Annotated in this window: 16 protein-coding genes; 4 read left to right on the top strand and 12 right to left on the bottom strand. The window is 49.4% G+C overall.

Annotated elements, in window-relative coordinates; translation table 11 throughout:
* Positions 1 to 84: 84 nt before the first annotated feature.
* From WH46_RS22120 to WH46_RS22160, 9 genes are all read right to left on the bottom strand, one after another.
* Complete coding sequence (locus tag WH46_RS22120) at positions 85 to 1,383, bottom strand: branched-chain amino acid ABC transporter permease (protein WP_046228382.1); 1,299 nt, start codon at positions 1,381 to 1,383, stop codon at positions 85 to 87.
* 9 nt (positions 1,384 to 1,392) lie between these two features.
* Entirely contained in the window at positions 1,393 to 2,379 is a 987-nt protein-coding gene (locus WH46_RS22125) for a branched-chain amino acid ABC transporter permease (protein ID WP_046228383.1), read from the bottom strand.
* Positions 2,380 to 2,483: 104 nt separating this feature from the next.
* Positions 2,484 to 3,692: a branched-chain amino acid ABC transporter substrate-binding protein gene (locus WH46_RS22130; protein WP_046228384.1), complete on the bottom strand. Its 1,209-nt coding sequence runs from the start codon at positions 3,690 to 3,692 to the stop codon at positions 2,484 to 2,486.
* A 712-nt stretch (positions 3,693 to 4,404) separates the two neighbouring features.
* On the bottom strand, positions 4,405 to 5,541 hold the full coding sequence (ald, locus tag WH46_RS22135; protein ID WP_046228385.1) for an alanine dehydrogenase: 1,137 nt from the start codon (positions 5,539 to 5,541) through the stop codon (positions 4,405 to 4,407).
* Between the two features lie 203 nt (positions 5,542 to 5,744).
* On the bottom strand, positions 5,745 to 6,962 hold the full coding sequence (locus WH46_RS22140; protein WP_052714337.1) for a PucR family transcriptional regulator: 1,218 nt from the start codon (positions 6,960 to 6,962) through the stop codon (positions 5,745 to 5,747).
* Between the two features lie 174 nt (positions 6,963 to 7,136).
* Positions 7,137 to 8,360: an ABC transporter permease gene (locus WH46_RS22145; protein ID WP_046228387.1), complete on the bottom strand. Its 1,224-nt coding sequence runs from the start codon at positions 8,358 to 8,360 to the stop codon at positions 7,137 to 7,139.
* A complete protein-coding gene (locus tag WH46_RS22150; RefSeq protein WP_026136293.1) occupies positions 8,353 to 9,117 on the bottom strand; it encodes an ABC transporter ATP-binding protein in 765 nt (254 codons plus the stop codon). Before WH46_RS22150 ends, WH46_RS22145 begins: the two co-directional genes overlap by 8 nt.
* Before the next feature lie 11 nt (positions 9,118 to 9,128).
* On the bottom strand, positions 9,129 to 10,553 hold the full coding sequence (locus tag WH46_RS22155; protein ID WP_046228388.1) for a DEAD/DEAH box helicase: 1,425 nt from the start codon (positions 10,551 to 10,553) through the stop codon (positions 9,129 to 9,131).
* A 140-nt stretch (positions 10,554 to 10,693) separates the two neighbouring features.
* Positions 10,694 to 11,470, bottom strand: coding sequence for an SDR family NAD(P)-dependent oxidoreductase (locus WH46_RS22160; protein ID WP_046228389.1), 777 nt, complete (start codon positions 11,468 to 11,470; stop codon positions 10,694 to 10,696).
* Positions 11,471 to 11,719: 249 nt separating this feature from the next.
* Here WH46_RS22160 and WH46_RS22165 point away from each other — a divergent pair, with 249 nt between their 5' ends.
* Positions 11,720 to 13,051, top strand: coding sequence for an FxLYD domain-containing protein (locus WH46_RS22165; protein ID WP_046228390.1), 1,332 nt, complete (start codon positions 11,720 to 11,722; stop codon positions 13,049 to 13,051).
* Positions 13,044 to 14,168, top strand: a complete 1,125-nt coding sequence (locus WH46_RS22170; protein WP_052714338.1) for a S1C family serine protease — start codon at positions 13,044 to 13,046, stop codon at positions 14,166 to 14,168. The genes WH46_RS22165 and WH46_RS22170 overlap by 8 nt, the downstream gene beginning before the upstream one ends.
* A 139-nt stretch (positions 14,169 to 14,307) precedes the next feature.
* Here the strand turns inward: WH46_RS22170 and WH46_RS22175 are convergent, their stop codons facing one another.
* A complete protein-coding gene (locus tag WH46_RS22175; RefSeq protein WP_017814190.1) occupies positions 14,308 to 14,763 on the bottom strand; it encodes a chemotaxis protein CheX in 456 nt (151 codons plus the stop codon).
* A 420-nt stretch (positions 14,764 to 15,183) separates the two neighbouring features.
* Here WH46_RS22175 and WH46_RS22180 point away from each other — a divergent pair, with 420 nt between their 5' ends.
* The gene (locus WH46_RS22180; RefSeq protein ID WP_046228392.1) at positions 15,184 to 16,086 is read left to right on the top strand and encodes a LysR family transcriptional regulator; all 903 of its coding nucleotides are present in this window, start codon (positions 15,184 to 15,186) and stop codon (positions 16,084 to 16,086) included.
* A gap of 24 nt (positions 16,087 to 16,110) precedes the next feature.
* Positions 16,111 to 16,920 carry a histidinol-phosphatase gene (locus WH46_RS22185; RefSeq protein ID WP_017814192.1) on the top strand — a complete coding sequence of 270 codons (810 nt, stop codon included), beginning with the start codon at positions 16,111 to 16,113 and terminating at the stop codon, positions 16,918 to 16,920.
* Positions 16,921 to 17,115: 195 nt separating this feature from the next.
* Here the strand turns inward: WH46_RS22185 and WH46_RS22190 are convergent, their stop codons facing one another.
* Both WH46_RS22190 and WH46_RS22195 read right to left on the bottom strand, forming a co-directional pair.
* The gene (locus tag WH46_RS22190) at positions 17,116 to 18,054 is read right to left on the bottom strand and encodes a DMT family transporter (protein WP_046228393.1); all 939 of its coding nucleotides are present in this window, start codon (positions 18,052 to 18,054) and stop codon (positions 17,116 to 17,118) included.
* A complete protein-coding gene (locus tag WH46_RS22195) occupies positions 18,051 to 18,695 on the bottom strand; it encodes a GNAT family N-acetyltransferase (protein ID WP_046228394.1) in 645 nt (214 codons plus the stop codon). Before WH46_RS22195 ends, WH46_RS22190 begins: the two co-directional genes overlap by 4 nt.
* Positions 18,696 to 18,706: the final 11 nt, after the last annotated feature.

Consider the following 18,706-nt stretch of genomic DNA (forward strand, 5'->3'; position numbering starts at 1 on the left):
CTGGCATCCCCGGATATCGGAAGAATCTGTACAGGAGTGTACCGGTTCAGCAGGGCAGCTGTCAGATGATGTGTCCATAGTGATTTATTCGGGGCTCGTTTTGGCACTGATCGGAGCCGCAGGTACTTCATGATGTTGATGTGGACCACCTGTCACCACCTCCTTGGGAATTTTGCGATTTTTGGCGGCGATCAATCCATTCGGACGGAAGATGGCGACCAGAATCAGGATCATACCGAAAATAAACCGCTGCATTTTAGAAGGGGACAGCGCGTTGGGCACTTCGATAATCCCCTGCATGGATAACTGATTGAGCCAGTTCGTCAGTTCAGTCAGCACCTGCAGATTGAGAATCGTAACCAGACTCGCTCCGAGAATAACACCCGGCACACTCCCCATCCCGCCCAGTACGACCATCACGAGAATTGTCGTCGATTCGATCAGCGTGAAGCTCGTCGGATCAATAAAAGTCTGCTTGGCCGCAAATACTACACCCATCATTCCTGAAAAGGAAGCTCCGATCGCAAACGCAATCAGCTTGGTACGAATTAGCGGAATACCCATCGACTGGGCAGCAATCTCATTTTCGCGTACTGCTTTCCAGGAACGTCCCAGACGGGAGTGCTCCAGCCGCCGCACAGCGAAGATAACGACCAGCAGAATCGCTATCACGATAAAATAATATTGATGCGGAAAGGTAAAATCAAAGCCGAATAGATCTGGCGGCTGAATCGATGACAGCCCCATCGCTCCATTCGTAATATTGACTGGCTTCTCCAGATTATTGAAAATAATACGGATAATCTCGCCAAACCCCAGCGTCACGATAGCCAGATAATCTCCCTTGACCCGCAGCACGGGCAGACCAAGCAGAATCCCGAAGATCCCCGCCATAAACCCGCCGATCAGGATAAAGATCCAGAACGTGCCGCCGGATAGTGGAAACAGATCGCCCGAGATAAAATTATTCGCCTGGTCCGTAGCAAAGATACCGTACGTATACGCACCGACCGCAAAAAAGGCGACAAATCCCATATCCAGCAGACCGGCAAAGCCGACCACAATATTCAGTCCCAGTGCCATCGCCACATAGATTCCACACTGGGTTGCCACTTCCATATAGGAGTCATACGAAGTCCCGCCGGAGGAAGCGAAAGGAATAACGACCAGCAGCAGGACCAGGGCAATGATCCATTTGATCCCATTGGTAAAAGACGTATAGTAGAGCAGCAACAGCGACGCCAGCAGCAGCAAAAAGGCTGTCACCGAGCGCTCCATCAGATATACCGCTGCCGCTGTTACGAGTGTAAACAGCACCAGCAGAATGATCTGTGCCAGCTTGTTCTCCCGCAGGGTATGACGCATATTATCGAGTTTGCTCATCGGGGTCACCTACACTTTCTCTTTGACGGCTTTACCAAACAAGCCCTCTGGTTTGAAGATCAACACAACAATCAGGATCGCAAAAGCAAATACGTCCTTATATTCTGCTCCAAAATTGCCGCCGGTCATAATACCGAGATTTGCGGAAGCGAACATTTCCAGTACCCCGATTACAATCCCGCCGAACATTGCACCGCGGATATTGCCGATCCCGCCCAGCACTGCTGCTGTAAAAGCTTTGAGTCCCAGAATAAATCCGATATACGGATCAATCGTGCCGTACTGCTGGGCAAACAATACACCGGTTGATCCACCGAGCGCCGAACCGATAAAAAAGGTCAGCAGAATCACTTTGTTCACATTGATCGACATCAGGGAAGCCGTCTCCCGATCCTGTGCCACTGCGCGCATCGCTCCGCCCCATTTGGTGCGGTTAACGAATATATCCAGCCCGATCATCAGTACAATGGCTACGATAAAAATAAAGATCGTATTCGTCTTGACCGTGGCATTGCCAAACATCGCAGTTATGGACGAGAAACCCAGTGTGAAGCGTCCATCGAACAGCTGTGGTACGCTGATGATATAATTACCGGTTTTCAATTCGGCAATAAAGCGAACCAGATCCTGCAAGACAAAGGATACGCCAAAAGCCGAGATCAGCGAGATCAATTTGGGTGCCTTGCGCAGCGGCCGGTAGGCGACGCGCTCTATCCCCACGCCAAGTGCCCCGGTGACCATCATCGCGATAAAAATAATCAGTACATACGAGACCCAGGCGGGCAGATTCCCCAGCCAGCCAAACGACTGGAACAGCAGCAGCACCGATGTACCGGCAAAGGCCCCGGTCATAAAAATCTCTCCATGTGCAAAGTTAATCAGTTCCAGAATGCCGTATACCATCGTATAACCGAGCGCTACGACCGCGTAAATAGCCCCCAGCGCCAGTCCATCGATCAGTACCTGTGGCAGTGTTTGTAAAATACTTGCGAACATGAGCGCACCCCTTTCCATCGCTATAAAACAAGAGCCAACAGGTATGCCGTCAATCTGCACATACCTCTTGGCCGCATGTTCATATGCTGCAATTTGTGCTGCAATTATTGACTGACTTCGGATACCAGTTTGCCCGGATATGTATCACCGGCGAACTCGTAAATATACACTTTGGCAAACGAGTTATCCCCTTTATCATCAAAGCTGACCTCGGTAGCAATCCCTTTGAAATCCTTGGTTGCCCGCACCGCATCGCGAACGGTCTCGCGGGATGGCATCTCACCACCGCTGCTGTCCAGCGTCTTTTTGATCGCATCCAGCATGATGGTCATGGAATCATAAGCGTAGGCGGAATATCCTTCCGGCGCTTTGCTGAATTCCTTTTGGTAACGGGCTGCCCAATCGGAGCCGCCTTCCATTTTGGCAATTTCACCAGCTACCGAGCTGTACAGCGAGCCTTTGACATCGGCACCGGCAATCTCCACCAGTCCCGAAGAATCCAGTGCATCTCCACCCATGATCGGAGCGGTAATTCCTTTATCCCGAGCTTGCTTGATAATCAGGCCGCCTTCTGCGTACAGACCACCGAAGAAAATAAAGTCGGGGTTCTGGGTTGCCGCGATATTCAGTACGCCGTTAAAGTCTTTTTCCCCTACCGTAATTCCTTCATAGCCGGCAATGGTCGCTCCCAGCTCCTCGGCCTTGTCGCGGAATGCCTCTGCCAACCCTTGGCCATATGCCGTTTTATCCTGAATAACAAATATTTTCTTCGCACCAACGGTCTTCACTGCGTACTCTGCTGCCGCCGGCCCCTGGAAGTCATCCCGTGCAACGACACGGTTGGCTACTTTCAGCTTGCGATCCGTAAATTCGGTTGCTGTACTCGCGGGGGAGATCATCGGAATATTGTACTTTTCATATACAACCGAAGATGGAATGGATACACCGGAATTCAGATGGCCGATTACGCCCAGCACTGCCTGATCGGCACCAATCTGCTCAGCATTGGCTACACCTTTCTTGGGATCACCCTGATCGTCGTATGGAACCAGCTCCAGTGAATAACCCAGTTTGCTAAAGTCTTCCTTGTGATCTTCCATCGACATTTGAGCTCCCAATCGGATCGCTTCCCCTTGAATCGAGCTGCCTCCCGATAATGGAGATTGCGTTGCAATCTTGATGACTTTGCCACCAGAGCTACTGCTGTCTCCGGATGATGTACCAGCCGTCGTTGCACTTCCACCATTTCCGCATCCTGCCAGCAAACCTACGACGAGAACTGCAGCTGCTATACCACTCCATCTTCCTTTCATACTGTTAAATCCCCCTTTAATGTTAGTTTATTTAACATAGTATGGTACGATAACTAATTTAAAGTATACATAGATTGTATATATCGAGCAATCAGAAATTATGAAATCATTAATGATATTTTGGAATATATTATGAAATAATGATTTATAAATACGAATTATTTAAGTTTAATATGTAGTATTCATTCGTTTTTTAAGTTTTTTTCTTGATCATTCGAATATTTATGGATATTTTCATTATTAAACGTTCTCAAAAATGTAGGATTATATAGTTTTATATAGGTATGATCTACAATGTATGTATTTATTTTAAGTTATATAAGATAACATTATTTTTTTCGTTAAATGTTTATATTACATGTAATTAACATATAAATTTTTTCTTTTCATTTTGCTTTTTTAAATACCTCTGAAGTACGGATTATCCTTAATCGATTGTATGTTTATTTAAAAAAACAAAATATCACTCCTGGTATTCGGGAAAACACAAAGACAGCTCCGGCTGCTTACTCTCTTATGCCAAATTATGCACGAGAGAATAGATGCTCGGAGCTGTAGGTTTGTACTGCGTATCAATAGGTATATTGTGGGGCCAGGTACAGGGCCAGATGTTGTTCATGATACTGGCTTTGTGCTGTTTAACACGGTTTACTTTTAGACGTTGTCACCATTCTGATGTTTGCTACGATGTCCATATGGATATATCGAATGCTTAGCTTGTTGCAGTAAAGGTCTTTTTCAGTGCTTCATCCACTGCTACATATTCATAACCCAGATCCCGCGCTACAGCATCATAGGTCATAGCTCCGGCAGCCGTATTCACGCCCAGCTTGAGTGCCGGATTATTCAACAACGCTTCACGAAGTCCCCGATTGGCAATCTGCATGACATACGGCATCGTCGCATTGGTCAGTGCCATCGTAGATGTTCTCGGTACAGCACCTGGCATATTGGCGACCGCATAATGCAGTACACCATGCTTTTCATAGGTTGGTTCGTTGTGAGTCGTAATCCGATCTACAGTCTCCACAATGCCACCCTGATCAACCGCTACATCGACAATAACTGAATGCGCTTCCATTTGTTTAACCATTTCTTCGGTTACCAGCTTGGGCGCCTTGGCTCCCGGAATCAGCACCGCCCCAATCACCAGATCCGAACTGGATACCGCTTCGGCAATATTGTAAGGATTAGACATGAGGGTCTGAATCGAATGACCAAAGATTTCCTCCAATTGACGCAGACGGTCTGCACTCAGATCGATCATGGTTACTTCTGCACCCATCCCGATGGCTACCCGGGCTGCATTGGTGCCGACTACACCGCCGCCAATAATTGTAACTTTTCCCCTTTTGACACCGGGAACACCGCTGAGCAGAATCCCTTTGCCCCCATGAGGGCGCTCCAGGAATTGCGCGCCAATTTGCACCGCCATCCGGCCGGCTACTTCGCTCATCGGAGTCAGTAGCGGCAGGGTCCGATTCACCTCTACGGTCTCGTAGGCAATCCCGATCACTTTTTTCTCAATCAATGCTGCTGCCAGTTCGGGCGCGGCTGCCAGGTGCAGATACGTGAACAGGATCAACCCTTCCCGAAAATATCCATATTCCGATGGTAATGGCTCTTTTACTTTGAGAATCATCTCGGCTGTCGACCAGACTTCGGCTGGCTGCTGGATAATCGTTGCTCCTGCCTGCTCATAGACGGAATCGGTAAACCCGCTTCCTTTACCTGCTTGGGTCTCTACATATACTTCGTGTCCTGCTGCAGTCAGTGTCGTCACACCTGCCGGTGTAATGGCTACACGATTCTCATTGTTTTTGATCTCTTTGGGGATTCCAATTCTCATGCTTGTTCCTCCTTCAGATAACGTGCCATTTCGTACACTCATTATAAGATAGAAAAAATAGCATGTAATCGTCCAGTTCCCCAAATTTTAACAATATGAATTGTGTAAAAACACAAAAAGTCTGCTATCATGTAAAAATTTATAACATCATTCTAAATTATATGTGCACTTACCTGATCGGGTCAGAAGCTTTTATGTTCGTTTCAGTTCTCTCCGTCCAACCATAGCAGCTTAAGTTCCAGATATAAAGTCACTTTCTCTGCCATGCTATCCAGATTCACATGTCCCACTTCGGCAATACGCCGTAGCCGATAATTGAGTGTATTGGTATGCACATGCAGCTGGGCAGCCGCCTGTTTGGCATCACTATCATGATCCAGGAATACAGACAGTGTCTGCAGCAGATTGCTGTTATGCTCCCGGTCATACGCTGCGAGCCGCTCGATCGGTCCCCAGCTTACCGGAAACTGTTCGGCTTCGCGCTGCATCGCATTGAGATAGCGGTAGAATCCGGCGTCGGGATAATAGTGGATCGTATGCGTCTCCGGCAAATGCTGATGCAGTGTAATCAATTCCCTTGCCTGCCGATAGCTGCGCTGGATATGCAGAGCAGAACCAAATCCCTCACCGGCAGCATAATAGATCCCTTCGACAGGCAGCAGCAAACGCAAACGGGTGACGATCATATGGATACGAGCAGATAATTCGGCTGAGCTATCGGATTGAAGCATATTGTTCATTCCGCATAGCAGAATCAGCCGATTCGGCTCAAGTAGGTGCAAATGCACTTTTACAGCATATTCACCAGATGCCTGAACAACTTTGTCATACCAGCTGCGGGTATCAGGCTGTCCATCTTGCTCCATAATCAGTACATATCCCGAGACGGGAAGCTCCACTCCTGCTTCCCGTGACTGTTGCGCAGCCTCCTGCTCGGACTGGAAGCGTCCATTGAGCAACCGGCGCAGCAGTTCCATCTTTTGCTGGCGCTGCTGCTGCTGCATCATTTTGGAGGCGGCGATCTGTGCGCCGCGCTTGAACTGCTGCAGCTGGGCTGTCGTATATGAACCGTCATTTTCCAGCAGCCAGATATAGCCAATTACTTCATCATAATGCCGGACTGAAATTGCCATCCGGCTGCGTAGTCCCACCTCACTCAGCTCGCGGATATGCTGCGGCTCTTCACTGTCAAGCAGCCGCTGCATCGCCCCCGATTCATACAAGGCACGCTGCACATGCTCCGGTACTTTGCGTCCGACAATTGTAGCGATACGCGCCGGATCGGTACTGGGATCATGCGTACTGTAAGCAAGCAGCCGATGTCCTTCGTCCTCAATCGTCACCGGACTGCCCATCACTTCACTGATCATCTCGGCCAGCGTCTGCAGGCTGTCTACCTGACTGTCTATGATATGCTCCAATGTCATGCACCGCCTGTCTTTTCTGTTTTGGTCACTGCTGTCCGTAGATCATCCCGGCATTCAGCAGATAAAAAAGACCGGATTGGAAATCTCCAACCCGGTATATCCATCTATACTTGTCTATATAAGCAATGACCAATAATCAAAGATTAATAATTAATTAACTTGTCTTGTTTACAGCTCATCACCTGCGGCCAGATCACGTAGCCATTTGCGATTGAGTGAACTACGATACAACCAGACCATGACCAGACCCGCAGCCAGTGTCCAGACGATCCGTACCGGGTCGCCGGCAGTTGCCAGTGGAATCCAGATCAGGATAGCGATCAGAAGCTGTACCTGTGTGATCAGACCGACGGTCTCCAGCCGCTGCGATGTTGGCGGCAGCGGATAAATGGACAGCCATAATGTATCGGTATGCTGCTTGCGCAGACTGGTCATCTGCATACCTGCCAGCAGAATAAACAGCAGATAGACAGCGACGCCGAACCATGACTCCCGTGTCAGTAGAACCAGCAGCATTCCGAAGAGCACGAACCGGATCAGTGTAGGCAGCAGTTCACTCCGTACCAGTGTTTTGGAGACGAGGAAGCGGAAAGCCCGCTCCTGTTTCCAGGGCACCCGATTACCGGCAAAGGACAGCCAGCGACGGTGGTTGATCTTCCGTTCTCCGGTGGGCACATCCACAAACCAGCCCAGCATGCGCATAACCGCTGTCGCATGATTTTTCTCGGCAGCAATCAGGCGTTCCCAGGGAACCTGTGCCTTGCCCGGCATGCGCAGCAGACCATAATAAATGGCAGCGCCAACGATCAGCACTAGGGTACCTGTCCATAGTGGCAGCCACAGATAGGCAGCCAGCAGTCCAATAACAGCTACGTATCTGAGCAGCCGGTAAATAACACGGACAGCATCACCATTGATACGCAGTTCCTGCCAGCTGCCATAATTACTTACTATTTTGAGCAGTAGCAGCAATACAAGCGTCAGCAGCAGCGGCTTGGGATCAGCAGCAGCCCGGATATAGAACGGCCAGGCAATCAGCGTCACCAGCAGTAGCCAGATGTACTTGCCGATCACTGCGCCACGCCAGCCAGGAGCAAAATATTCACGCATCCGTTTCTCCATCGGCAGCATAAACACGACATCAGCTGGACGCATATACGTTCGAACCGTACCATATACCGTCAGTGGAGTCAGCAGAATCAGCATGATCCAGTAGACCGGCAGACCCGGCGGCAGCTTTTGCAGAAACGTCGTGTACCAGGCGGCAAAAGCAATGAGCAGAAACAGGGTTACAACCGCCAGACCGCTCTGTATCACATACTGTGTATACGGGAGTATTTTGGACCAGAAATCAGCTCTGCGCTTCTGGCGCAATCGCAGCAGATCATTCATCGCTGACCGTCCATTTGGAGTCCTGAACCAGATCGTAGAAAATCTGCTCCAGCGGTACTCCCTGCTGACCCGTCTGCTCACGGATCTGTTCCAGTGTGCCCTGGACGATAACGCGTCCTTTGTGCAGCACGATAAATCGGTCACAATAATTCTCGATTGTCGACAGGATATGCGAGCTCAGTAGAATGGAAGAACCATTTTGCTTCGTTTCCACCATAAAGTCCAGCAGGGAACGAATACCAAGCGGATCCAGTCCCAGAAATGGCTCATCGATAATGTACAAAGGTGGTGCCGCTACAAAAGCGCACATGATCATAACCTTTTGCTTCATCCCTTTGGACAGATGCATCGACAGGCTGTCTTCCTTGTCTCCCATATTGAACAGCTGAATCAGCCGGCGGGAGCGTTGCTCGTAATCTTCGGTACTGACATTATAGGCACGGGCAGTGAACTCCAGATGCTCGCGTACCGTCATCTCTTCATACAGCTGCGGCGATTCCGGTACAAAAGCCAGCGAAGCCCGATACTGCTGGGTATCTGCTGCCAGTGTTGAACCCTGGATTTTCACCTCTCCACCTTGCGGTGTCATTAGTCCGAGGATATGCTTCATTGTTGTACTCTTGCCTGCACCATTCAGGCCGATCAATCCGATCATCTCACCACGGCCAACTTCAAAGCTGATATCGTGCAGGACAGGCTTGCCATGACTGTAACCGCCGGTCAGGCGGTCAACGTTAAGTACAGATACCTGTTCCATCATTTATAACCTCACTTTTCATCCTGGGAAGCTTCACGTTTGGCTTTTAGCCATTTGGGTGCTCCCTTGCTTTTTTGGTCGGCTTTTCTTGTTTTGGTTCTGCCATCTTTTTTGGACGCTGCACCGTTTCGGCCAGCTGTAGGTTTGCTGCCGGAGGCAGGTTTGGCTTTGTTTTCCGATGACGTTGTACGTACTGGCTGTACAGCTGTCGGCTCTACAGCTTCATTCGGCTGTCCAGCCGGAGCCGTTTTCGCCGGGCGGGATGCTGCCGGCTTGCGTGCCGGACGTTTGACTTCATCGGTGCTGAGTACATGACCTGCTTCGAGCACCTGCTCCTGGAGATCAATATTCAGCGTCTCGGCAAATTTGCGCATAATAAAACGTTCGCGATCGGTGACAATCGAAGCGGATACGCCTTTTTTGCCCATGCGGCCTGTACGTCCACTGCGGTGTACATAGAACTCGGCGTCAAATGCCGGGTCCAGGCTCACTACCAGATTCAGATCCTCAATATCCAGTCCACGTGCAGCTACATCAGTTGCCACCAGTACCTGAATCTTGCCGGAGCGGAACTGGGACAGTACGGTGCTGCGGGTAACTTTGTCTGCATCGCCGTAAATCGCGCGTACTTTGAAGCCCAGATAATCCAGCTTGGACTCGATTTCGGCGATCAATTCTGTTGTATTTACGAATACGATCGAACGGGGGGCCTTGTAATGACGCAGTACCCGGCGCAGCGTATCGATCTTGTTGCGCTCTTCGGTTACAAAATACACATGTTCAATCGCAGATGCAGTATGGCGTTCCGGCTCAATACCAACAACAGCCGGGTCCTGCATATCCCGCTGAGCAACACTGCGAATCTGATCATTAACGGTTGCGGACAGGAAGACGAGTTGACGATCACGACGTGCGCTTTTGATAATACGCTGCACATCGGCGCCGCCGCCCAGACCGAGCACCTGGTCGACTTCATCGACGACAATTACGTTCACTTCATGCATTTTCAGCTTGCGCATATTGATCAGTTCGTTGATACGTCCCGGTGTACCTACCGCAATATGCGGATGACGTTTCAGTTTCTCAACCTGACGCTTGATTGCTGCGCCTCCGATCAGTCCCAGCGTCGTAATGCCGCATTCCTCGCCGTAACGTTCGCTTTCGCGGACGATCTGCATCGCCAGCTCCTGCGTAGGCGCCAGAATCATGGCCTGCATCTGTTTGCGCTGTGGATCAATCTTCTGCAGAATCGGCAGCAGATAAGCGAGGGTCTTGCCGCTACCTGTCTGGGACTGGGCGATAATATCCCGGCCTGCCAGCATCAGCGGAATGGTCTCCTCCTGTACCGGAGAAGGCGTTGTAATACCATAACGAGTCAGTGCATCGTTAAATACTTCTTCAATGCCGAGCTCGAGAAAATTCAATTTTGATTCCATGGGTTTCATCCTTTATCGTTCAAGTTAAAGTGTATGCAAATCAACGGACACAGCCAGAATCCTTACAGAGCACCATACCTTATCATTATATCAGCATTTGGTGCAAATCCGCACGGCAATATGCATTTCCTGATCGCGCGTTATTTGCGGTCAAAAAAGCGGTACGTCAGCCGGTCGACAAGACGTGGACCAAGCGCATACAGCCGCAGGCCAAAAGCGGCAATCCCCGGCAAATCCGATTCTTCTTTCTTTTTGCGCATTACGCGCACAATTTCCCGGCATACCCGTCCGGGCGGCAACATAAATCCACTTACATTGCGTACATATTCACCAGAAGGATCTGCCCGGTCAAAAAAGGCCGTACTGATCGGTCCCGGATTAATAGAAGATACGGTAATCCCCGTACCGCGCAGCTCCTGGCGAAGCGAGTTGGTGAAGCCGAGCACGGCATGCTTGGTCGCCGTATAGGCTGTCGATTTGGCAGTCGCAAATTTGCCGGCCAGCGAAGCCACATTGACGATCTGTCCACTGCCTGCCGCCAGCATATGGGGCAGTACCGCCTTGGTGCAGCGGACAATTCCCATATAATTCACATCCATCATCTCGCTGTATTCCTCCAGCTCCATCTCCTGGATACTTTTGAACTGACCATAGCCTGCATTATTGAGCAAAATATCAATCCGGCCATACTTGTCCATGATCTGCCGAACCACCTGCTCGATCTCTTCGGCATTCTGCACATCCATACGCATCACCTCGTGCGGTCCGTTAAGTCCGCGCGACAGCTGAACCAGCTTGTCCTCGGAGCGCGCAGTCAGTATCGGAATAGCTCCCTGCTCCAGCAGCAGTGGCGCTACTCCTGCGCCCAATCCACTGGATGCGCCTGTTATCAATATCACTTTATTTTCCAGATTCATACCGTTCCCTCCAGTCTCTTCTATTCTAAGAGATTCATCATTAGATATCCAGCAGACAGCACCAGGGCTGGGCTGCAGAGAACACTCTTGACTCTTGCACTTTTTATCTACTGGAATATTCATACCCATTAGAGGAATTTTTCACCTGATTATCCAGTAAGCTTATGCTATATTGAAATGGATAGCTTAGCCTCTGTACAAACTATAAAAATAACTGACAGATAGGCAACAATGCACAAGGGGGATATTATGATACACTGCCATGTTTGTGGTGCACCACAGCAGGAAGATGCAGTTTTCTGCAGCCGCTGCGGTGCCCGACTCGCTGCGGAGACAGAAAGAGATCATACCGATGCGGATCAGCCTGCTGCAGCTGCGCCAGACGCACTCGATCTGCTGCTGCAAAAAAACACCATACCGGATTCAAAGGATACCGCGGAACCGGCTGCAGTCGTCGCAGAAGACACACCGACCGCAGCGAATACCGGGAATCTGCTTCCACCCCGGCGTTATTCCCGTCATCCGATGATGTGGATCACGCCCATTCTGCTGCTGATTATTATAAGTGCCATGCTATGGTGGGCCTATCAGCATGAGCTGAAGCAGAATCAGCAGGCGATCCAGCTGCAGCAGCAAGCCCAAAAACTGGCGCTGCAGGGCAAATACAAAGAAGCTGCAAATACGATGACCCAGGCGCATGATCTGCGGCCGGATGAGACTTCATTTGTCACCGATCTGAATCTGATCCAAAAGGCAGACCGGCTCCATACCAAGCTGACTGCTGTCTCCGGACGATTGAAGAACAATCAGCTGGACAGCGCCGACCATTCTCTTGGCATTCTGGAAAAGGAACTATCAGGACGGACAGAGCCTCTATTCCAGGCAGAGCGAAAACTAGCCGAACAGAATCGGAATCAGTTATCGATTCTTACGATCAAAAAAGAACTAAACAACCTCAATGACGTCGAATCGCTTGCCTACAAGCTGGACGAAGTAGACCGGCTGGACAGCAAAGATGCCAAAGAAGTACATGATCTGATCATCAACAAAATCGTGCTGCTTACGCTTAAACAGGCTGAAGAGCTAATCCAAGATAGCAGTTTTGATGAAGCTGCCCAGATCGTACAAACGGCGATCCAGTATACCGGCTCCCAGGAAAAACTCAAAGATATGCAGACCCGGATTCGTTCAGAACAGCAAGCCTTCGAAAAAGCCGAACAGGAGCGTATCCGCGCTGCCCAACAAATGGCCGAAGCCGAAGATCTCAAAAACCGCACTGAAGGCGTACAGGTCAGTCAGGTCACCACCAACGTTACCGAGTATGGCGATCTGGAGACGACCGGCATTGTGGAAAATACAGCGACACAGCCGATCTATGGCATTACAATTCATTATTCCCTGTATGATGCGAGCGGCACGTATCTCTCCTCTTCTACGACATCTACAGATCCTTACTATCTGGAGCCGGGAGAGAGTGCTTCCTTCAGCGCCTATGACTACGGGTACGGCTGGTATGATCAGGTACAGGTACAGCTCGATCAGGTAACCTGGTATCTGGATGAAGGAGGCTCCCATGAATAAAGGATGGATAATCAGTATCGTATCCAGTGTAATCATTATTGGCGCCGGTCTGGGTGGCTATACCTATATCAACCGGACTGTACCGGCACAACTAACAACCAAGCCGCTGCTGGCGGTCACTTCATCATCAGCAGCATCCAAACCGAATTCACTCAAAACAATCATTCATGAAGCACAAAAAAAGGTAGTCATGATCCGGCAGGAAGATGGCATTCTCGGTTCAGGCTTTCTGTATAATACATCCGGTGATGTGATTACCAATGCGCATGTCGTTGCCGGTACCAAAAAGGTAGAGATCAAAACTGCAGATGCCCGGACGCTGGATGGTACCGTTATCGGCATTGGCACGGACACCGATATTGCTGTCGTAAGAGTTCCCGAGCTGGCAGATACCAAGCCGTTATCACTGGCTCCTTCTTCCAAAGCCGATGTAGGCGATGATGTGCTCGCTTTGGGCAGCCCGCTTGGATTTCAAAATACGGTAACAACCGGTATTATTAGCGGCGTCAATCGCGATCTGACTATCGATCCGTACATCTACCGAAATCTGTATCAGATCTCTGCACCGATCGCACCCGGAAACAGCGGCGGACCTCTGATCGATGCTTCCACCGGCGAAGTGATCGGTATTAATTCGGCTGCTGCCACAGAATCGAATTCGATCGGCTTCAGTATTCCGGTCTCCGAAATACGGGATATGGTTACCGAGTGGTCGGCACATCCTGTACAGAATCTGCCGGAGACCGCATCTACGGATACCGGCGCTGGCGAAGAACAGCTGTCACTCACCGATGAAGGGGAATATCTGGTGAGCTACTTTTATGACAGTCTGAATGCCCGTGACTATGTTACAGCCTATTCCCTGCTAGGCAGCCGCTGGCAGGGCAAGCTCGCTTATGCGAAGTTCCGTGAAGGCTATCTCAATACCGGTACAGTCACTGTCGATCGTATTTCTTCCGAGCCTAGTGGTGATCAGGCGATCGTATCGATCCGGATTACTGCTGAAGAACGCAAGGATACAGGCACCGTCTATACCTCCTATCAAATCAATTACACCGCCGGATACGAGAATAATGTACTGAAAATCCTCAGCGGCAAAGCCGAGAAAGTCAAATAACTCCCCTTCTGTATTGGAGAGTTCGACCGTCTATATGAATATCTATCCTGCTCACTTGTACAATCCTCATTAAAGAATATACAAACACAAAAAAACGATGTCATAATGACATCGTTTTTTTTCTTTGCCTTATCGTGGATCAGGATACCATAACCTGAATATCCAGTTCGCCAATACCTTCCATGATCAATGGAATAGTCAATGCTTTGGCTGACGTAAAAGTGATTGCACTGGTTTTCATTACTTTTGGAGGCGTAATATCTACGGTTACACCCTGGTTGGACAAAATAGTACTTGCGTTACCGCTGATCATATTGCCGAGTTCAGAAATAGCACTTTGGCCCATCTCGTCCATCTCTGTCATTACAAATCCGCCCATCATCGCCGAAACCATCCGCAAAGCTACACTTTCATGAATACCAAAGATAATATCGCCGCTCATTTGCCCGGTCATGCCGATCTGGATCCAGATATGATTGTCTGCCATCTCAATATCCTTGATACCCAAACTTCCGGTAGAAGGGGCTACCTGAACCACCTGTCCGATAACCAACCTTGCTGCTTCCAAAAATGGATTAATAACTTCCGCCTTCATACTTTAATACTCCCCTCTACTTATGGGTTACTATTTTAAATGAAACTTATGACCTATGAATTGTAATGTTATTATAACTTATAACCTAGGACAATTCATCCAGAAACATTGAAACATTGCAAATTTAATTAAAATTGTTTTGAAAATAAGGCTTTCATCGATGCTGCAATGTCGAATACTAGGTACAAAGAATTGTGTGTTTGTTATTTTATAGGTCCAATCGACTGCCTTTTTATTATTATCGGATAGTAAGAGGGTTTTATGTAGATTAGAATGAGCTCAATAAATCGGTTTGGGATAATTATTTCGTATATTTTACAAAAGTAATGAACATTCACTCACGCATGGGTGTTCTATCGCATTGCCGCTTTTTCGGGAATCACCTATAATTTAATAATAGGTGTACATAAGGAGGAACTCATGAATATCAGTCAATTGGAGACATTATTGACCATTTCGCGGACGATGAGCTTCCGTAAGGCAGGTGAATTGCTTAATCTGACACAGCCTGCGGTCTCCGCTCAGATCAAAAGCCTCGAAGATGAATTCAAGACCCTGCTCGTCAACCGCAATCAGCCGGTTACGCTTACGGATCAGGGTACCGTATTTCTGGAGCATGCCGAACAGATTCTGGCGATTGTGGAACAGCTCAAGCAGCGGCTGTCCGATCTGGATGAGACTCCTCAGGGACGCATTTTGCTGGGGACCACTACATCGATCGCTATTCAGATTCTGCCGCGGGTATTATCCTATTTTCAGAATCAGTTCCCGCTGATCAAGACCATGATTCATTCGATGTCTTCCTCGCAGGTCTATCATAGTGTAGAAAACGGGATTGTGGATGTCGGCATCGGTTATCTGATCGAGCGCAATCCGAATCTGGAGACGTCCATCCTCTATTATGATATGTTCGAGCTGGTCGTCTCTCCCCAGCATCCCCTGGCACGTACCCGCAAGGCCACGATCCACGACCTGGAGAATCTTCCCCTGATTATGCTGTCTCCGGACACTGTAGGCAGACGCTTTGTCGATGATGTATTCAAAACGCACCAGATTGAGCCACAGGTCATCATGGAGCTGTCCAGCAGTGAGGAAGTGAAGCGAATGGTCGAGATCGATCTTGGCGCAGCGATCATTTCCAGACAGTCCATTACGAGTGAACTGAAGCACGGAACGCTCGTTATGATTCCGATGCCTGAGTTTGAAGTCAGTCATCCGGTCGGCCTGATCTACAAATCCGGTCGTTATCTCAATTCGGCAATGCGCCAGTTCCTCAATGATCTAAAAGGAATGCCGGAGGATCATTTTACGAGTCCGGAATAAATTAGCCAAAGGAGCGGTTGATAGATGAGATTTGACTTGCACACCCACCATTACCGCTGCGGTCACGCAGTCGGTGATATTCGTGATTATATCGAAGCTGCGATTGCCGCAGACCTTCAGGTGATCGGAATTTCCGACCATACACCGTATTTTGGTTCCAAAGAGGAACAGCCCTTCCCCAATACAACAATGGGCAAGAGCGAACTGAAAAATTATGTACAGGAAGTACTGGATCTGCAAAAAGAATACGCTGGTAAAATCGATGTACTGCTTGGCATCGAATCGGATTATTTCCCTGACCATGCCCAGCTGTATCAGCAGACACTGTCCCAGTACCCTTTTGATTATATTATTGGCTCTGTGCATTTCAGCGATGGATACAGCATTTTTGACCGTACCCGCTGGGAAGGCATGGATACGGCAGCCCAGGTAGCTGCCAAAACGGAATATTTCCGTCTGATCGGCGAATCGGCCAAAAGCGGCATGTTCCAGATTCTCGGTCATATTGATGCCATGAAGAGTAATTATCCCGCTTTTACAGAGATTCAGGCTCCACAGGCACTGGACCAGATGCTGCAGACGATCGCTGAATCCGGGGTTGCTATCGAGGTGAATACATCCGGCAAGATCAAAGTATGCGGACTATGGCATCCTGTAGACGATATTCTGGAACGTGCCCATCATTTTGGTGTGGAGGTTTCTTTTGGTTCGGATTCCCATATTGCGCAGCGCGTCGGTGACGATCTGGATCTGGTCGCACAGAAGCTGCGCGATATCGGCTATACCGAATGGGTCTATTACAAACAAAAACAGCGTCAGGCTGTTGCCCTGTAACCAACCGAATAGCCATCATAAGCAAAAAAAGAGGACCTGCGCTAGGCAGGTCCTTTTACATGTATCAAAAAGGGGGTCTTGTCATTCATCATACAGTCAGCTTGTTAGAATCGGATTGCAGCTGTATTGCAGTTAAATGACAAATCGGTAACTCTCCCGTGTCTGTACCGCTTATTTACAATGTGCATATCTGTATTATGTCTGCGATGCTGCCATTTTGCGCTGACGGTTCACCAGCAGGATACTTGCAGCGACAAGGCTCAATGCTACGAGCGCCCACAGGGAAATATGCTCACCCAGCCATACTGACGACAGAACGACGCCAAATAACGGCGTAAGGAACAGATACATGGATACTTTGCCCACTTCATTGTATTTCATGACCATGTTCCAGAGAGCGAACGCTCCAGCGGAGACAATAGCCAGATACAGCAGCATGCCCACCCCTACCAGATCCCATTCAAAAGGAATCGGATTACCCGAGGCACAACCAAGCACCAGCAGCCCCAGACCGCCCCAGAACATCTGACGGCCAGTCAGACTGATTACCGGCTCTACAGCAGCCTCACGGCGTGCCAGCACATTACCTACACCTCCGGACAGCGCAGACAGAAGCATTAGCAGTTCAGCCAGTCCGAAGACCAGCCGAAGTTCATTGCCCTGCGCCATGCCCATCACCGTAATACCGGAGAATCCGAGCAGCAGGCCTATCCATTTGCGAGCAGACAGCTTTTCTGTTCGTTCCATCCAGCGTACGGCCAGCAATTGGAACAGAGAGGTTGAGCCGGCAATAATGGACATCGTAATACCCGATCCCAGCCCCAGTGCAGCATAGACCAGAATATACTGCAGTAGTGTCTGCAGCAGGGCCAGCATACTCAATCGTCCAGCTGGTATCTTCGGTATTTTCTGTCCACGCGGCTTGAGCATATAAGACAGCAGGATCAGCAGCAGCCCAGCCAGCGCAAACCGGTATCCGGCGAACAGCCACTGGGCAAACAGATCATGGGAACCAATGCCCAGATGCTGATAACTAAGCTTGATAAAAGGCAGTGCACTTCCCCACAGAATGACAGCAATCAGCGAACTGACGAGTACACCGACCGGACTGGTAAACCAGCGTTCACCGCTCATGAAGAAACGGAACCGCCAAGATCATCGCGCACCTGCGAATGCATGGCAGCACGTTCCTTGCGCAGCATGAATTCGCTGTTGGCTACCGAATACACGATAATGCCCATCTCCTGCCAGTAGCTTTTGATACCCGGATTGGCGGGTGGCTGCTGACGCATCCCGTTTTTTTCCAGTACCCGTATCGACAGCTGATTTTTCACATGACAGCGGCCTACAATATGAGACAGTCCCATTTCTTCAAATCCGAATGTCACCAGGCGACCTACCGCTTCCGTTGCATAACCTTTGCCCCAGAAGGGCTGGGACAGGGCAAATCCAATCTCGGCCCGGGCTGCATGTTCATCCCATCGCTGAAAAGAACATACGCCATACATCGTACCGTCTTCTTTGGAAGTGACTGCAAAATGAATCGATGTCATGCTGCGAAAAGCTTCCTCTACTCTTCGGCCCAGACGATCCGGCTGCAGTGCCTGATATTCCTTGATCTGGGGCGAACCGTACAGATACGTAATCACTTGCGGATCACTGGCATATTCCCACCAGCGCTCAATATCATCTGCAGTCAGACGACGCAGAATCAGTCGGTCTGTATCCAGCTCGGGGATTCCTTTTTTCAATTCCTCTTTACTAAGCATCGCCATTGCTTGTTTCC

It is taken from the genome of Paenibacillus dauci (assembly GCF_000971985.1).
Taxonomy (GTDB): Bacteria; Bacillota; Bacilli; order Paenibacillales; family Paenibacillaceae; genus Saccharibacillus; species Saccharibacillus dauci.

What these genes read in the sequence shown, in the direction of transcription:
- WH46_RS22120 (WP_046228382.1), bottom strand. Translation starts at nt 1,383, where the DNA reads ATGAGCAAACTCGATAATATGCGTCATACCCTGCGGGAGAACAAGCTG.
- WH46_RS22125 (WP_046228383.1), bottom strand. Translation starts at nt 2,379, where the DNA reads ATGTTCGCAAGTATTTTACAAACACTGCCACAGGTACTGATCGATGGA.
- WH46_RS22130 (WP_046228384.1), bottom strand. Translation starts at nt 3,692, where the DNA reads ATGAAAGGAAGATGGAGTGGTATAGCAGCTGCAGTTCTCGTCGTAGGT.
- ald (WP_046228385.1), bottom strand. Translation starts at nt 5,541, where the DNA reads ATGAGAATTGGAATCCCCAAAGAGATCAAAAACAATGAGAATCGTGTA.
- WH46_RS22145 (WP_046228387.1), bottom strand. Translation starts at nt 8,360, where the DNA reads ATGAATGATCTGCTGCGATTGCGCCAGAAGCGCAGAGCTGATTTCTGG.
- WH46_RS22150 (WP_026136293.1), bottom strand. Translation starts at nt 9,117, where the DNA reads ATGGAACAGGTATCTGTACTTAACGTTGACCGCCTGACCGGCGGTTAC.
- WH46_RS22155 (WP_046228388.1), bottom strand. Translation starts at nt 10,553, where the DNA reads ATGGAATCAAAATTGAATTTTCTCGAGCTCGGCATTGAAGAAGTATTT.
- WH46_RS22160 (WP_046228389.1), bottom strand. Translation starts at nt 11,470, where the DNA reads ATGAATCTGGAAAATAAAGTGATATTGATAACAGGCGCATCCAGTGGA.
- WH46_RS22165 (WP_046228390.1), top strand. Translation starts at nt 11,720, where the DNA reads ATGATACACTGCCATGTTTGTGGTGCACCACAGCAGGAAGATGCAGTT.
- WH46_RS22170 (WP_052714338.1), top strand. Translation starts at nt 13,044, where the DNA reads ATGAATAAAGGATGGATAATCAGTATCGTATCCAGTGTAATCATTATT.
- WH46_RS22175 (WP_017814190.1), bottom strand. Translation starts at nt 14,763, where the DNA reads ATGAAGGCGGAAGTTATTAATCCATTTTTGGAAGCAGCAAGGTTGGTT.
- WH46_RS22180 (WP_046228392.1), top strand. Translation starts at nt 15,184, where the DNA reads ATGAATATCAGTCAATTGGAGACATTATTGACCATTTCGCGGACGATG.
- WH46_RS22185 (WP_017814192.1), top strand. Translation starts at nt 16,111, where the DNA reads ATGAGATTTGACTTGCACACCCACCATTACCGCTGCGGTCACGCAGTC.
- WH46_RS22190 (WP_046228393.1), bottom strand. Translation starts at nt 18,054, where the DNA reads ATGAGCGGTGAACGCTGGTTTACCAGTCCGGTCGGTGTACTCGTCAGT.
- WH46_RS22195 (WP_046228394.1), bottom strand. Translation starts at nt 18,695, where the DNA reads ATGGCGATGCTTAGTAAAGAGGAATTGAAAAAAGGAATCCCCGAGCTG.